Origin of the sequence: Nibribacter koreensis (genome assembly GCF_039541795.1) — a bacterium.
In the GTDB taxonomy this organism is placed as follows: domain Bacteria; phylum Bacteroidota; class Bacteroidia; order Cytophagales; family Hymenobacteraceae; genus Nibribacter; species Nibribacter koreensis.
Genome location: NZ_BAABGX010000003.1, coordinates 233,498 through 249,577, shown reverse-complemented (window position 1 = coordinate 249,577; position 16,080 = coordinate 233,498). Strand labels below are relative to the sequence as shown.

Below are 16,080 nucleotides of genomic sequence, written 5' to 3'. Positions count from 1 at the left end.
GAAGTCTTAGTCCAGGTAGCCTTGTGCCTTCATCCAGTCATCATTGTAGATTTTGGCCAGGTAGCGCGTGCCGTGGTCTGGCAACACAATCACCATGGTGTCATTCTCAGTCAGATGCTCTCTGGCGTACTCCATGGCACCGTATACGGCAGAACCACATGACCAACCCACAAACAGACCTTCTTCCTTGGCCAGTCTTCTGGTCATGAGGGCGGCGTCCTTGTCAGTCACCTTGATGAAGGTGTCAATAAGAGAGAAGTCTACGTTCTTGGGCAGAATATCCTCGCCAATACCCTCGGTGGCATAGGCGTAGATCTCGTTTTCGTCAAAGATGCCGGTCTCCTTGTATTTCTTGAAAACAGAGCCGTACGTGTCTAGACCAATGGCCTGGATGGCTGGGTTCTGCTCTTTCAAGTATTTAGAGATGCCGCAGATGGTACCGCCCGTGCCCACGCCCGCCGCAAAGTGCGTGATCTTGCCTTCGGTCTGCTTCCAGATCTCTGGACCGCTGGTCTCATAGTGCGCCGCGGTGTTGGACAGGTTGTCGTACTGGTTAGGGTAGAATGAGTTGGGAATCTCCTGGTTCAAACGCTTGGCTACGGAGTAGTAAGAATCTGGATGGTCTGGAGACACGTTGGTGGGGCACACCAATACTTCGGCGCCTACGGCTCTCAAGATGTCCATTTTCTCCTTGCTCTGCTTGTCAGACATGGTGAAGATGCACTTGTAGCCTTTGGCGATGGCGGCCAGCGCCAAGCCCATACCCGTGTTACCGCTGGTGCCTTCAATGATGGTACCGCCCGGCTTCAGGATGCCCGCCTTCTCGGCGTCCTCAATCATGCGCAGGGCCATGCGGTCTTTTACCGAGTTGCCTGGGTTAAAGTATTCTACCTTGGCCAGAATGGTGGCTTTGACGCCGTCTGTCACGCTGTTCAGCTTAACCAGGGGCGTGTTGCCAATGGCCTCTATAATGTTGTTTAAATACATACAATTGCGTTTTATCCAGTATTCTGGAATCTGCCGCAAAGATAACCAAAAAAATCTGAAGGGTCTGCTAGCAACGTGCTTACCAGCGCGGGTAGAAGCTCACGGTGTCCCTGAAGAAACGGTTGTAGCGCAGGCGCGCCTGCCGGATGGAGTCTTTCTTGAGGTTTTCGCGCTCAATGGCCTTTAGCATCTCTTGCTGTTCCATCAACAAGGCTACGCGGCGGCGCTGTTTGCCGTCTTTGGAGAACTGCTCATAGAAATAATTCAAGGGGCTGGACAAGAGCATTAACGGTGATGGCGGCTCTGAACTCAAGGGCTTGGGCGGAATGATGACGCGCGGCACCATGGCGTTCATGCGGGGCTTGGGCGCGGCGGCGCGGGGCTTCATGTTCCGGAGCACGCGGTCCACCTTCTCTGGCGTGGCCACGGGTCCCACCTGCACTTCTTTCAATTGCACGCTTTCCTCTTGCAAGAGAATGTTCACGCGTAGTTCAGTGACGCTCCTTAAAGCCGGCACGTACAATTTCTGACGATAGCCCAGCGCCCTGAACACCAAGGTGTCTGTTGAGGAAATCTGTACCCTAAACCGCCCTTCTCCGTCTGTAGAGGCTCCCAGCCCGCTCCTTTTGGTAAAGACAGACACGCCGGCAATGGGCGTCTTGTCTACTTGCTTTAAGACTTGGCCGCTTACCCAGACGTAATGGTCCTGGGTTTGCGCCAGAGAAGCGCTAGCCGCCAACAGACAAAAGCAGAAGAGAAAGAGAAGACGTAAATACTGGTTCATGCGGCAGAAAAGGTACAAAGGCGGCACCCTACATAGAAAAAGGCCTGCCCTTTAGGGGCAAGCCTTTCAAAGGTAGTAACAGAACGGTTACTCCTCTATCTTTATTTTACCATCATCTGTCTTGACTTTGGTTTCATTGCCGTCTTTCTTAATTTTGGTGTCGCCGGCCTTGATCTTGGTCTCATCGCCGTCATGTTTCAACTTGGCGTCGCCTACTTTCATTTTGGCCTCATCGCCTTCGCGCTTCATTTTGGTATCTCCTGCCTTTACTTTGGCCTCGTCACCGTCCAGTTTCATCTTGTCACCGGTAGAGGTTTCATATTTGATGTCCTCAGCGTAATACTTCTGCCGGTTGGTCTGGTACGCTTTGAACTGCTCTGGGGTCAGGAAGCCTTTCAACTCCATGTCCACGTTGCTGTTGATGGTCTCCAGTTCTGTGTAGTAAGCCTTGGGGTGGTCAGAGGGGTAGCCTTCTACAGGCATCTCACCGTTTACCAGAGGATCGTCCCCAATGGTGGTGTCATAGGCCAGACCGGCGCTGGCGTTTCTACTGGTATAGGTACGCTCCAGCTCATCTACCTGGCGTGCGCGGTTGTAGTAGACGGTTTGCACGCGCTCCTGGGTGGCCGGGTCTAGCCGCAGATCTGCGGTCACCTGACGGGCCAGGCGGGTGGCGCGCTCGCGGTACTCGGCGTCATAGTTATAGTTGGCGGCAGTGGTGTTGGTAGAATCCTCTCTGGTAGAGCCAGAGGCGGCATCTGGGGTATCGCTATCGTTGGTGTTGGTCTCAGTAGACGTACCAGAATCCTCACGGCAGGCAGTAAAGGTCAAAGCCCCCGCCGCCATGCATAGTAACATCAGTTTTTTCATGGTAGTAGCATTAAGTTGATGATGAGAGACTTGCCCAACGCAAACCCCACACCCTCCATACGAAACGCCAATCCAATAGGTTAACTTGCAATTGCACTCTCCCAACACAAACCCTCTTCCCAATAGACGCACCAAGCCATCTAGAGACTGGTCAATACCGCGTATAAAAATCGTTTTTAGCCTAATTCCTCAAAAACAGGCTAAAAATGATTTATTGAACTTTGCCTATATATTAACCTCGCTTAAATTCAAAGACGGTAATCTCTGGTAGAAATCCTACGCGCCCATGGTAGCCCAGAAAGCCCAGGCCCACGTTCACGTACAGGCGCTGCTTACCCTTCTGGTACAAACCAGACCATTGTTTATAGACGTACTGCACCGGGCTCCATTTAAAGCCGGGCATGTTCACGCCAAACTGCATGCCGTGGGTGTGGCCAGACAGCATGAGGTCTATGTCCTGGTATTTTTGATTCACCTCGCCATCCCAATGCGAGGGGTCATGCGACAACAGCACCTTGACCGGATACTCCTGGGTGCCCTCATAGGCCTTGGACATGATGCCGTACTTAGGGAAGTTCATGCGGTGGCCCCAGTTCTCCACGCCCAGCAGGGCAATCTTCTGGCCGTCGCGCTCCAGGACCCTATGCTCGTTCAAGAGCAGGTCCCAGCCCATGCGCTTGTGGGCGTTCTTAAAGTCTGCCAGGTTCTGCGCTTTCTGGGCAGGCGTCTCCCACTGCATGTAGTCACCGTAGTCATGGTTACCCATGATGGAGAAGACTCCCATTTTAGCTTTTATCTGCGCCAGCGTATCAATGTAAGGCTCCACCTCGGCGGCCACGTTGTTGACCAGGTCACCGGTAAACACCACCACGTCACAGGCCTGCTGATTAATGATTTGTACTGCCTTCTGCAAGGGCTCACCCGAGTGAAAACTACCCGTGTGCATGTCTGTGATCTGCAACATTCTAAACCCTTCAAACGCCGGCGGCAGGTTAGGAAACTTGAGCGTCACCTTCTTGACCTGGTAGTCATACGCGCCCTTGACCATGCCCCACACCAGCGTACCCAGCGGAATGGCACCCATCACCAGCGCCATCTGGCTCAGAAACTTATGTCTGCCCAAGTTAAACTGCAGTTTCTCTGGCCCTCTCACGGTGTTGGAGATAAGCTGCACCAGTCGCACCAGGTCATCTACCAGCAGAAACAGCACAATGACCGCCTTTGACACGAAGAAGATGAATAGGATGTTGGCCACCTGCATGCGCATGGGATTTGGTGCGGTGCCGCGGGTGAACATGGCCAGCAAGATGGTTCCCAGCGTGAACAGACTCAAGGCCCAGTAAATGAAATAGGCGCTTTTCTTAAAAAGCGGCGAAGAACCCATCATCACCGTTCTTACTGCCTGGAAGACGTACACGTCTAGGAGTAGAATCAGGATGAGGGTTATGATTAATCGGGTCATAGGTAATTTTAAATGAACTAGATAGCCTGCTTATAAGGCTACCCGCGTTCTGGTACGCGAAAAGAATACGGACGGTGAACTATTTCTACCGCTCAACGCTTAACAGGACAATTTTAGCCTGATTTATCTGCAAAAATAACCAGAATCCTTATGTCTACCGTCTACGCGCCTGCCCCACTCACCATTAAATCCTGGGCCGAAGAAGACCGGCCGCGCGAAAAACTGCTTTTAAAAGGACGCGCCGCGCTTTCAGACGCAGAACTGATTGGCATTTTAATTGGGTCGGGCACGCCCAGCCTTAGCGCCGTAGACGTAGCCAAACTTATTCTGAAAGCAGTGGACCATGACTTAAACGCCCTGGCCAAGCTCACCGTCAACGAGCTCAAAAAGCACAAAGGCATCGGCGAAGCCAAGGCCATCACCATTGTGAGCGCCCTGGAACTGGGCCGGAGACGCAAGGAAGCCACAGCCACCCAACTCACCAAAATCACCTGCTCCACGGACATTTACAACTACATGCGCCCGCACCTGTTGGATTTGCCGCACGAGGAGTTCTGGATTATCCTGCTCAACCGCGCCAACGCCATCATGAAGAAAATTCAAATAAGCAGCGGCGGCGTGGCCGGCACCGTGGCCGACCCTAAAATCATCTTCAAGCACGCCCTGGAAAACCTGGCCAGCGCCATGATTCTGGTGCACAACCATCCATCTGGCCAACTCAAACCCAGCGCCGCCGACATCTCCCTCACCAAAAAACTACAGGAGGCCGGAAAAGTTTTGGACCTACCCATCCTGGACCACCTCATCTTCACGGATAGCAGTTACTACAGCTTCGCGGATGAGGATATGCTTTAAATTGATTGTTGGTTGTTAATTGTTGATTGTTAGATTCTGAAAGCGGCGGCCTTTAAACGGGGTGCTGCTTTTCGTTTTTGGCTTATTTCCTAGAAAACAGGCTAAAAACGAAAGACTGTTCTTCTCAATTAGTTTCTGGCGTGAGACTTCAGTCTCGTGACAAAGGATGAAGGGAGTCTTAAGACCCCCTTACCGGTGGAAACAAATAGCATTATCTAAAATCTCAACATGCTGTTTTTGGCTTATTTCCCAGAAAACAGGCCAAAAACGAAGCTTTTCTAAAAAGTGCGACCAATCATGCCGTGTTACGTGCGTCTGGTTCTACCTTTGCGGCTGTATTCAATTGCACCGTACATGAAAGGTTTTAAATACATTATTCTGGTGGGCGTTCTAGCCATTGTAGGCTACCTGGTCAGTGACCTGTTCTTCAACGACGAAAGCTATATCCAGTCCGTCAAAAAATTCAGAGAGAACAAGGACCTCACGTTCCGGAGCCTGAGCGCCTCTCCCCTCTCAGACTCGTTGCGCCGCAAGTTCAACAAGCTGGACTACTATGCCCCCGACCGCGACTATGAAATCACGGCTGACTTTACCCCCGAGGAACGTCCTGAACCTATTGCCATGGCCATGACCGGCGGCACCAAAGAGCCTTACCACGTGAAAGGCAAGGCCACCTTTGAACTGGACGGCCAGGAGCACACGCTTACGTTGTACCAAAAAGCCGGCGCCACCTCAGACTCGCTTTTCATCCCCTTCACCGACCAGACCAACGGTTTTGACACCTACGGCGGCGGCCGCTACCTGGACGCCATCCCCACCGGAAGCAACATCGTCCTGGACTTCAACCGCGCCTACAACCCTTTCTGCGCCTACAACCCTGAGTTCGTCTGTCCCATGCCCCCCGCAGAAAACCGCCTGAAAGTCAAAATCCCCGCCGGCGAGAAGAACTTTAAATAGTCGCGAGTTCTGAGTCTTGAGTCGCGAGTGTCAGATATTTTAGAACAGCCGCTTTCTTTTTAGGGCGCGGCTGTTTCGTTTTTGGGCTACTTTCTGGGAATTAGGCCAAAAACGGTTGTTGGCAGAGACACTCGTAGGAGCTTTGCACGCTACGAGGTCATTGAAGCTACGAAAGACCATGAGGTCAGCAGAAGAAGGCAATGCGCGGGAGACAAGGCGGTGCCGTTGTCTCTACATCAGCCTCAGAAATTACCGCCCGAAGGGCGATGAAGGCATTGCAACTTCCCAACCAGCAGTCCGCCGGCCCTTGACCGAGTGAAAAGAGACTGGTCAGTTTAAGTCTCTTTGACAGAGGGAGAAAGCAGTGGCCTATCCATTGGCATTGGCCTAAGCCTACAATGAAACGAATCACGCCGGCCTGGTACACAACTCGAAGAAAAGCTGTCTGAGCGTCAGCGAGTTTCTTTTCTTCTTGATTCTTTTGGTTACTTTTCTCATCAAGGAGAAAAGTGACAAACGCGGGCAGAAAGTAAGAAAGAAAAGGTTTACTAAGTAGATGTTGGAAGGCAGAGGCTTAGATGGAATTCTTAGTTGTCAGTGAAAACACCCCTCTACTGAGCTACGCTCGCTGCCTCAAACTCTCGTTTGGGCAATCCTCAAGAGGAGAATCTGCGGTTGGCAGAGGCAATAGACACGAGAGGCAGGGCGCTGGACCCACAACTCTAAACTCCTGACCAATAAAAAATCCATCCCATCTTCCCCAGTTTTTGGTAATTTTGAAAATTGTAGCCCAAAAACGGCCACAGGTGCAATTCACCGCACCCCTAACACCTTGAGAGACAAACAACACCATGCGCATATCATTTGACTGGCTGAAGCAACTTTTCCCCACAGACAAACCCGCCCAAGAGATTGGCCAATTCCTGACAGACGCTGGTCTGGAGGTAGAAGGCATTGAGACCTTTGAGGTAGTGCCCGGCGGTTTACAAGGAATTGTGATTGGAGAAGTGCTCACCTGCGCCAAACACCCAGACGCCGACAAGCTGAGCGTAACCACGGTAGACGTAGGCGACGGCGAGCCCAAGCACATTGTCTGCGGGGCGCCCAACGTGGCGGCCGGTCAGAAAGTGGTCATTGCCACCGTGGGCGCCACCTTATACCCAGCGGGCGGCGAGCCGTTCCAAATCAAGAAATCAAAAATACGCGGAGCCGTGTCTGAAGGCATGATTTGCGCCGAGGACGAGATTGGCGTAGGTTCTTCACACGCCGGCATTATGGTCTTGGACACAGATTTACCAAACGGTACGCCGGCCGCCCAGTACTTCGGCTTGGCTTCGGATGAGGTCTTTGAGATTGGCCTGACGCCCAACCGTGCCGATGCCGCCTCGCATCTGGGCGTGGCCCGCGACTTACAAGCCTTACTAAATGCACCCTACCAACTGCCAGAAGTGAGCGGTTTCACAGTAGCCAATACGTCTCTGCCTATCACGGTGGAAGTAGAAAATACAGAAGCCTGCCCACGCTATGCGGGCGTCACTATCTCAGGCGTGACCGTGCAGGACTCTCCGGCCTGGTTGCAACGCAGACTGCGCGCCATCGGCCTGTCGCCCATCAACAACGTGGTGGACGCCACCAACTATGTATTGCATGAGTTGGGTCAGCCCTTGCACGCGTTTGACGCCGCCAAAATCAAAGGCGGAAAAATCATCGTGAAGAACGCTTCTGAAGGCGCCAAATTCACCACGCTGGACAGCGTAGAACGCACTTTGCGCGCCGAGGACCTGACCATCAGCAACGCTGAAGAACCAATGGTGTTGGCCGGGGTATTCGGAGGATTGCAGGCGGGTGTGACTGAGCAGACACAGAATATCTTCCTGGAGAGTGCTTATTTCGCGCCAGCGGGCATCCGGAAAACTTCGCAGGTGCACGGCATCAAGACCGACTCGTCATTCAGGTTTGAGCGCGGCACTGACCCAGACATGGTGATTCTGGCTTTGAAAAGAGCGGCCTTGTTAATCCAGGAGATTGCCGGCGGGGTTATCTCTTCAGAGATTGTGGACGTGTACCCGCAGCCTATCCAGCCGCAGCAAATTACCTTGCGCTACAGCCGCGTGCAGCAACTCATTGGCCAGTACATCGAGCCGGCGCACATCAAAGCTATTTTGACCAACCTGGGCATTGAAATCACCAGCGAGAACGAGGAACAGTTGGCCTTGTCCATTCCGGCCTATAAGGTAGACGTGACCCGCGAGGCCGATGTGGTAGAGGAAATCCTCAGAATCTATGGCTACAACAACATCATCCTGAGTGAGAACCTGGCCGCCGACTTCCTGGCCAAGTTCCCTAACCCGGACCCGGAGATTATCACCAGCCGCGTGGCCGACGCGTTGGCCGCCAACGGCTACCTGGAGATGTTCACCAACTCCTTGACAAACTCCAACTACTACAAAGACGCAGAAGGCAACGTGCCGGCAGAACTGGTGCCCATCCTCAACTACAATTCAGAGGATTTGGATGCCATGCGCCTGACGCTGGTGTATTCTGGCCTGGAAGTGCTGCGCCATAACATCAACCGCCGCCAGCGCGACCTCAAAGTGTTTGAACTGGGCAAGGTCTACCGCAAAGACGGTGAGAAGTACAAGGAGAATAACTATTTGGTGCTGTTCATGACCGGCAATAAGGCCGCAGAAAGCTGGCAACAGGCCAGTGCCAAAGCCTCGTTCCATGATTTGGCCACGCAGGTACAACAGACCCTCACGCTTTGCCGCCAGAACAATTTCACCACCAAGCCCACCGAGCACCCGTATCTGGCCGGCGGGGTGACCTACCACAAAGGCGACATCACCCTGGCGCACGTGGGTCTGGTGAAAGAAAGCGTGTGCAAGCAGGCCGACGTGAAAGAGCAGGTTTGGTACGCCGAGCTCAACTGGGACTACTTGCTGCGCAACTACAAAGACAAGCTGGTGTTTGAGGAGCTGTCCAAGTTCCCGGAGGTGCGCCGAGATTTATCTTTGGTTGTGGATAAAGCCGTTACCTTTGAGCAGATTAAGCAAGTGGCCCAGCGCACAGAGCGCAAGCTGTTGCAGGACGTGAACGCCTTTGACGTGTATGAGGGCGACAAGATTGAGAGCGGTAAGAAGGCCATTGCGGTGAGCTTCACGTTGCAGGACAAACAGCAGACGCTCATAGACAAAGTCATTGACTCCACCATGGGCCGATTAATGCAGCAGTTTGAACACCAATTGGGCGCCGTCATCCGGAAGTAATATGAAAGCGAGCAGCTATCTTCATCAAATCCAGAACATTGAGGCCAAAGTCCATGCGTTGGTGGAGCAATACCAGGCCGGGCAGGACAGACTACAGGCCGCCCACCAAGAAATTGCGCGTCTGCAGCAAGTGATACAGGAAAAAGAGACTGAGATAAAAAATTTTCAGAATCAAGATAATATTAGTAAAATTGTACAAACCATAGCAGTAGACACTGCCAGTTCCACAGAGCTGAAGCTGAAGATAAACGAGTACCTGCGAGAGATTGACAAGTGCATCGCGTATCTAAGAGAATAACCCAAGTGTCTGGACGCGGTTTGTTGATGTCCATTTTAGACTTCGTGCCCCGTGCACGTTCCCTTTAGATTATAGAGTACCAGAGAGATTAGGACCTTTTACAGAACATGATTTCTCTTTTAGACATAACAAAACGCGCAGGCAATTTAGAAAGCATCAGGAAATGAGTGAGTTATCTATAAAGATAAAGATAGCAGACCGCGAATATCCGATGCGGGTAAGCGAGGAAGAAGAAGAACGACTGCGTTTGGCGGGCAAATACCTGAATGAGCGCATTAAGATGTTCAGGGACCAGTTTGGCATCCATGACAAGCAAGATTTGCTGGCCATGATAGCCCTGGAGACCGCCGCAGATAAGATTAAAACCGAAGACGCCGCACAGCAAGACCAGATGGGTCTGGAACAGCAGCTGTCGTCTTTGAATGATTTGCTTTCCTCCCTCAAGCTCGGGTAGAGCGCTTTCTCTGTGAGGCCTAGGGCCAATGTCTAATGCTATACTTTTAACCATAAAAGCTATAGCCACATGTCTACCATCGTTTATATTCTAATCACGGCCGTTGTCTGTCTGGGCATCGGCTTCTTCATTGGCCGCGTGCTGCTGGTCAAGCTGTTCCAGGACCAGGAGACCCAGGCCAAGCAACGCGCCCAGCAAATCATCCGGGACGCAGAGGCCCGCGCCGAAAGCCAGAAAAAGGAGAAGATGCTGGAAGCCAAGGAGCATTTCTTAAAGCTGAAAGCCGAGCACGAAGAACAAGCCAACCACAAGAAAAACATCATCATCCAGAACGAGGCCAAGGTAAAGCAGCGCGAAGTGCTGGTGACCAAGCAACTGGAAGACCTCAAGAAAAAAGAGCAGGAAACTGACGCCGTCCGCGAAAAGCTGAACAAGCAACTAGAAGGCATTGACCAGCGCAAAGAGGAATTAGAGGCCCAGTACCGCGAGAAGCAAAACAAGGTAGACAAAGACCACCACGAGATTCTGAGCAAACTGGAGCGCATTGCTAACTTGTCTGCCGAGGAAGCTCGCGAGCAACTAGTAGAAAGCCTCAAGTCTGAAGCCTCTACCCGCGCTTCTTCCTACATCAAAGACATTGTAGCCGAAGCCAAACTTACCGCTACCAAAGAAGCCAAGAAGGTGGTGATTGAGACCATCCAGCGCACCGCCGCCGAGCACGCCATTGAGAACTGCGTCTCTATCTTCAACATTGAGTCTGATGACATCAAAGGGAAGATTATCGGTCGTGAAGGACGTAACATTAGAGCCTTAGAAGCCGCCACTGGTGTTGAGATTATTGTAGACGACACCCCAGAAGCCATCATCATCTCTGGCTTTGACCCGGTACGCCGTGAGATTGCCCGCCTGGCCCTACACCGCCTGGTAGCCGACGGACGTATTCACCCGGCCCGTATTGAAGAGGTAGTAGCCAAGACCAAGAAAGGCATTGAAGAGGAGATTGTGGAGATTGGGGAGCGCACCGCTATTGACTTGGGCATCCATGGTCTGCACCCAGAACTGATTAGAATGGTAGGCCGTATGCGTTTCCGGTCATCTTATGGTCAGAACCTGTTGCAACACTCTAGAGAGGTAGCCAACCTTTGCGCCACCATGGCCGCCGAACTAGGCTTGAACGTGAAGCTGGCCAAGCGCGCCGGTCTGTTGCATGACATCGGGAAGGTAACGCCCGAGGAGCCAGAATTGCCGCACGCTATCATTGGTATGCAACTGGCCCAGAAATACAAGGAACATCCAGACGTTTGCAACGCCATCGGTGCTCACCACGACGAGATTGAGATGACGGCTATGATTTCGCCTATCATACAGGCTTGTGATGCCATCTCTGGCTCACGCCCGGGTGCCCGCCGCGAGATCATGGAATCCTACATCAAGCGTCTGAAAGAACTGGAAGAAACTGCGCACTCTTTTGAAGGTGTGAACCAGTGCTATGCCATCCAGGCCGGCCGCGAGCTGCGCGTAATGGTAGACGCTGAAAACGTAACCGATGAGCGCGCCCAGGAGCTTTCCTTTGACATCTCCCAGAAGATTGAGAAAGAGATGCAGTACCCAGGCCAGATTAAAATCACGGTCATCCGGGAGATGCGCTCTGTGTCATACGCGAAGTAAGATGTTAGATACTAGACGCTAGACCTTAGACATTTCGTTTTGGGCCTAGTTTCTGGAAAAAAAGCGAAAAACGCCTGTTGCTACTGTAGCAACAGGCGTTTTGTTTTGGGGCCAAGTGCCAATAGTGGAAGTCTATTTAAACTACTATAAAAACGGCATTATCCCTAACTAAACGCAGATTCTCCCCTCAAGAGGAGAATCTGCGTTGAATAGCCGCAGCTAAAATGATGAACAAACTGTCTCATTTTTGCCCTCTTTTCACCAAAACAGGCCAAAAACAAAAAACCTGTGAGGTTTTCAAAACCTCACAGGTTTGCTAGGTGCTATGACCTCGTAGTGCGCGAAGCTCCTACAAGTATCATTCTCTTATCGTGCCTGGAAGGCGTTCAGCATCCAGAGGGTTTTCTCCAGGGCGTTCAAGTCATCACTGATTAAGCCTTGCGTGCCTTCGTCCTCCAGTTCAGAGGCCATGGCCAGGACTTCGCGCTCCAAATGGATAATCTGCCCGATGTTCTCTACGGTAGCCTCCACGGTGTCTACATCGGTGGTGAGGCCTTTGCGCTCCTGCACTCTGGAGGTAGCCAGGTAGTCAGAGAAGCTGTGCATGGGTGTATGACGCAGGGTCAGGATGCGCTCGGCAATCTCGTCAATGGTCTCAAAGGCGGCGGTGTACAGTTCTTCAAACTTGGCGTGCAGGGCAAAGAAGTTTCCGCCCCGGATGTTCCAGTGGAAGGCGCGCAGGTTCTGGTAGTAGACGTGGTAGTTGGCCAGCAGTTCGTTCAGTTTAACGGCTAAGTCTTTGGTGTCTCGGCGGGCTAAGCCTAATTCATTATGTGATTCCATAGTCAATGTATGTTCTAATTAGGTTTGTGTTGGTGCATACGGGAAAAAGCAGGCTTATGATGTCATTGCACAAATTGATTATATAACTTTCGTTATAGAGAAAAACTATTATATTCGCAGAGGAAATCGTTTTTGGCCTCTTTTCTGGAAACCAGCCCAAAAACGGAAATGCTTTGGACCGTCGCGCCCTGGTACTTATATCACAGGCGCCCGCTACAGGGGACTCGCTCACAGTGATTACTGCGCCCGCTTTCTCTTGTCAATCCCTGACGCCGCCTTGCCTTTGTAACCGCTAGCCCATCCCCTTATTGCATGACCCTTACCCAATTGGAGTACCTGCTGGCCGTGGACACGTACCGTCACTTCGCCACCGCCGCCGAGAAATGTTTTGTAACCCAGCCCACCTTGAGCATGCAGTTGCAGAAGTTGGAGGACGAGCTGGGCGTACAATTGTTTGATCGCAGCCGCGTGCCCGTTCGGCCCACCGAGCTGGGCAAGGATGTCATTGAGCAGGCCCGCGTCACGGTGTCTGAGTTCAAGAAGATACAGGAGATTGTGCAGGCCCAGCGCACTGGCATCACCGGCGAACTGCGCATTGGCGTCATTCCCACGCTGGCCCCTTACCTCATTCCGCTGTTCATCACCGATTTCATTCAGAAATATCCCAAGGTGCACGTGATAGTCCATGAGATGGTCACAGACACCATTATTGAGAAGCTACGGCTGGAGATGCTGGACGTGGGCCTGTTGGTGACGCCCCTGCAGGAGAAGACCATTGTGGAGATTCCGCTGTTCTATGAGGCCTTTGTGGGCTACCTGCACCCCAAACACCCGCTCTTTGCTGAAAAGGAAATCACGCCTGGCGCCATTGACAACGAGGACTTGTGGCTCATGAACGAGGGCCACTGCTTCCGGAGCCAGGTGCTGCAAATTTGCAACCGGACCAAAGCACCCCGCAACGTGCATCTGGACTATGAGAGCGGCTCCCTGGAAACCCTCAAGCGGATAGTAGAAACCCAAAGCGGCATGACCTTGTTGCCAGAACTGTCGGTAATGGACCTGCCTGAGGACAAAAAACTTCTAGTGCGTCCCTTCTCTGACCCCGCCCCCTTACGTGAGGTGAGTTTGGTGGTGCATAAGAGCTTCCTGAAGAAACGAATGATTGAAGCCCTGCGGGAAACCATTTTGGCGCACATCCCCGCAGACCTCAAGACCAGGAACCCGGTGCGCGTGGTTAAAATCAAATAAGCCGTTTTCGGCCCGATTTCCAGAAAACAAGCCAAAAACGGATTTCAATAATCGCTTCTTCTCCTACTTCTACTGCGCCTGTGAAAGAAAGCCAGCCATTCGCCTTTAACCGAGAGCATTTCCTGCAGAAGTTGCAGGCGCAACCTGTTTGGGACGTGGTGGTGATTGGCGGCGGGGCCACCGGCTTAGGCATTGCCGTAGACGCAGCCTCCCGGGGGTACAAAACGGTGTTGCTGGAGCAGGCAGACTTCGCCAAAGGCACCTCCAGTAGAAGCACCAAACTAGTGCACGGCGGCGTACGCTACCTGGCCTTGGGCCACATAAAACTGGTCCTGGAGGCCTTGCGGGAAAGAGGCAGGTTGCTGGAGAACGCTCCTCATCTGGTCCAACTCCAGTCCTTCATCATTCCTACCTACAGGTGGTGGGACAAGCTGGTCTATGGCCTGGGCCTGACGCTCTATGATCTGATGGCCGGCAGACTTCGCCTGCGCAACACCGCTTTTCTTTCTTCCCAAGAAACCGCTCAACAGCTCCCCAACATTAAAACCGAAGGCCTGACCGGCGGCGTGCAATACTTTGACGGTCAGTTCGATGACACGCGCCTGGCCATCAACCTGGCCCAGACCTGCGCCGAGCAAGGCGGCCTCTTGCTGAATTACATGCCAGTGGTGAACTTGCTCAAAGACACTCAGGATAAAGTTGTTGGAGTTCAAACCAAAGACATGGAATCTGGCCAAGAATATTCCATCTTCGCCAAAGCGGTGATTAATGCCACGGGCGTTTTTGTGAACAGTATTCTGCACATGGACGCACCGGCCCAGGCGCCGTTGGTACGTCCTAGCCAAGGCGTGCATGTGGTGCTGGACCAATCCTTCCTGAAAGGCGAGAATGCGCTGATGATCCCGAAGACCTCTGACGGACGCGTGCTCTTTATGGTGCCGTGGCATGGGTATCTGTTGGTGGGCACTACAGACACGCTGGTGAATGAGACTAGCCTGGAACCTAAGGCGCAGGAACAGGAGATTGACTTCATCTTAGAGACGGCCAGCCACTACCTGGTGCGCAAGCCCACCCGGGCAGATGTGCTAAGTGTTTTTGCCGGACAGCGGCCCCTCGCGGCGCCCACCATTCATACGCACAAGACCAAAGAAATCTCTAGAAGCCACAGCATTTTAGTAGCACCCTCTGGCCTCATCACGGTGACAGGCGGCAAATGGACTACTTACCGACAAATGGCCGAGGACGCCCTTGACCTGGCCATTACCCAGGGCTTCCTCCCTCCTGCTACCTGCCATACCGCTCAATTGAAAATCCACGGCTATAGTTTGGAGAAATACCCGGCAGACCCGCTGGCCATTTACGGCACCGACAAAGCAGGAATCTTAGCGTTGGTGAAGCAATTCTCAGACTTAGGCCAACCACTTCATCCTAGATTCCCTCACATCGCCGCTGAAGTAGTTTGGGCCGCGCAATATGAAATGGCGAGAACCGTGGAGGATGTCTTGGCCAGAAGGCTTCGGGTGCTGTTTCTGGATGCCCGAATAGCACTAAAGATGGCTCCTAAAGTGGCTCAATTAATGGCGGTTGCCTTACACAAAGATGCGGCTTGGGAAGAAAATCAAATTCAGCAGTTCAAGCAATTGGCAAGCCAGTATATTTTGTAGTCATCCACAATCATTCTTCATCCCTAAAACTGTTCCAAGCCACAGACTTGGAACAGTCCCGTGCCAGCAGATAAAGAAAACCGTGCGCAGCACGCGTGTCTCTGCAGCGACAGGAACCATTATTACCTGCAACCACCAGAATCAACCATCCAGCCTACACAGGACTGGAACCGAAACCAGTCTTGGTCCTGAGCGCCTCTGTTGTTTCGTCGCCTGAAAGGCGGGACCAAAGGCCCAGAGTACAACAGCAGTGCGAAGGGCCAAGACGAGGCCTCGCGGCCTTGAGCGCTTACCGGAGGCTATGGAACAAGGAAGGTGGTGCGCACCGGTAAGGGCGGTCTTACGCAGGGATAGCCAACTACGTGCACAAAAATAATGACTAGGATTATTGCGGCTAGAAAAACCTTTATCAAACAAGTGCAGATTGAAAGGCCGTTTTAGTTGTTGGTGATAACACCAACAACGGCGGCGAATTTGCTGGAAGTCTTTTCATGGATGGACCTCTCTAGTTCGCCCACAAGATCCTTTCAGGATGACAAAGAGAGGAAGGAGAAGAGCGACACATCCAAAGTAGTAAATAGAGCCTTAACAAAACGCCTTTGAGTAGACGAAACTCCTACAATTACCTATTTTCGTTTTTACCTTAATTCCCAGAAAATAAGCTGAAAACGAAGGCAAACAAAAAGGCCGCTCTTTGCAGAGCGGCCTTTTCTATAAGTAAAAG

Annotated in this window: 12 protein-coding genes and 1 pseudogene; 8 read left to right on the top strand and 5 right to left on the bottom strand. The window is 52.3% G+C overall.

Annotated elements, in window-relative coordinates; genetic code table 11:
* Positions 1-9: 9 nt before the first annotated feature.
* From ABD880_RS16495 to ABD880_RS16480, 4 genes and pseudogenes are all read right to left on the bottom strand, one after another.
* Positions 10-987, bottom strand: a pseudogene (locus ABD880_RS16495) (PLP-dependent cysteine synthase family protein); the annotation flags it as partial.
* 79 nt (positions 988-1,066) lie between these two features.
* Entirely contained in the window at positions 1,067-1,771 is a 705-nt protein-coding gene (locus tag ABD880_RS16490) for a carboxypeptidase-like regulatory domain-containing protein (RefSeq protein ID WP_345168543.1), read from the bottom strand.
* Between the two features lie 87 nt (positions 1,772-1,858).
* Positions 1,859-2,641, bottom strand: a complete 783-nt coding sequence (locus tag ABD880_RS16485) for a hypothetical protein (protein ID WP_345168539.1) — start codon at positions 2,639-2,641, stop codon at positions 1,859-1,861.
* Positions 2,642-2,873: 232 nt separating this feature from the next.
* A complete protein-coding gene (locus ABD880_RS16480) occupies positions 2,874-4,103 on the bottom strand; it encodes a metallophosphoesterase (RefSeq protein WP_345168536.1) in 1,230 nt (409 codons plus the stop codon).
* 150 nt (positions 4,104-4,253) lie between these two features.
* On the opposite strand from ABD880_RS16480, the gene radC reads away from it, so the two are divergent.
* From radC to rny, 6 genes are all read left to right on the top strand, one after another.
* A complete protein-coding gene (radC, locus tag ABD880_RS16475; protein WP_345168533.1) occupies positions 4,254-4,958 on the top strand; it encodes a RadC family protein in 705 nt (234 codons plus the stop codon).
* 354 nt (positions 4,959-5,312) lie between these two features.
* Positions 5,313-5,915, top strand: a complete 603-nt coding sequence (locus ABD880_RS16470; protein ID WP_345168531.1) for a DUF1684 domain-containing protein — start codon at positions 5,313-5,315, stop codon at positions 5,913-5,915.
* An 851-nt stretch (positions 5,916-6,766) separates the two neighbouring features.
* A complete protein-coding gene (gene pheT, locus ABD880_RS16465; protein ID WP_345168529.1) occupies positions 6,767-9,181 on the top strand; it encodes a phenylalanine--tRNA ligase subunit beta in 2,415 nt (804 codons plus the stop codon).
* Position 9,182: 1 nt separating this feature from the next.
* Positions 9,183-9,479, top strand: coding sequence for a hypothetical protein (locus tag ABD880_RS16460; RefSeq protein WP_066505871.1), 297 nt, complete (start codon positions 9,183-9,185; stop codon positions 9,477-9,479).
* Positions 9,480-9,642: 163 nt separating this feature from the next.
* Positions 9,643-9,933, top strand: coding sequence for a cell division protein ZapA (locus tag ABD880_RS16455; protein ID WP_066505874.1), 291 nt, complete (start codon positions 9,643-9,645; stop codon positions 9,931-9,933).
* A gap of 69 nt (positions 9,934-10,002) precedes the next feature.
* Positions 10,003-11,601, top strand: coding sequence for a ribonuclease Y (gene rny, locus ABD880_RS16450; protein ID WP_345168523.1), 1,599 nt, complete (start codon positions 10,003-10,005; stop codon positions 11,599-11,601).
* A gap of 366 nt (positions 11,602-11,967) precedes the next feature.
* On the opposite strand, the gene ABD880_RS16445 is transcribed toward rny, so the two are convergent.
* Complete coding sequence (locus ABD880_RS16445) at positions 11,968-12,444, bottom strand: Dps family protein (RefSeq protein WP_345168521.1); 477 nt, start codon at positions 12,442-12,444, stop codon at positions 11,968-11,970.
* 312 nt (positions 12,445-12,756) lie between these two features.
* On the opposite strand from ABD880_RS16445, the gene ABD880_RS16440 reads away from it, so the two are divergent.
* A complete protein-coding gene (locus ABD880_RS16440) occupies positions 12,757-13,692 on the top strand; it encodes a hydrogen peroxide-inducible genes activator (protein ID WP_345168518.1) in 936 nt (311 codons plus the stop codon).
* 80 nt (positions 13,693-13,772) lie between these two features.
* The gene (locus tag ABD880_RS16435) at positions 13,773-15,356 is read left to right on the top strand and encodes a glycerol-3-phosphate dehydrogenase/oxidase (protein ID WP_345168517.1); all 1,584 of its coding nucleotides are present in this window, start codon (positions 13,773-13,775) and stop codon (positions 15,354-15,356) included.
* Positions 15,357-16,080: the final 724 nt, after the last annotated feature.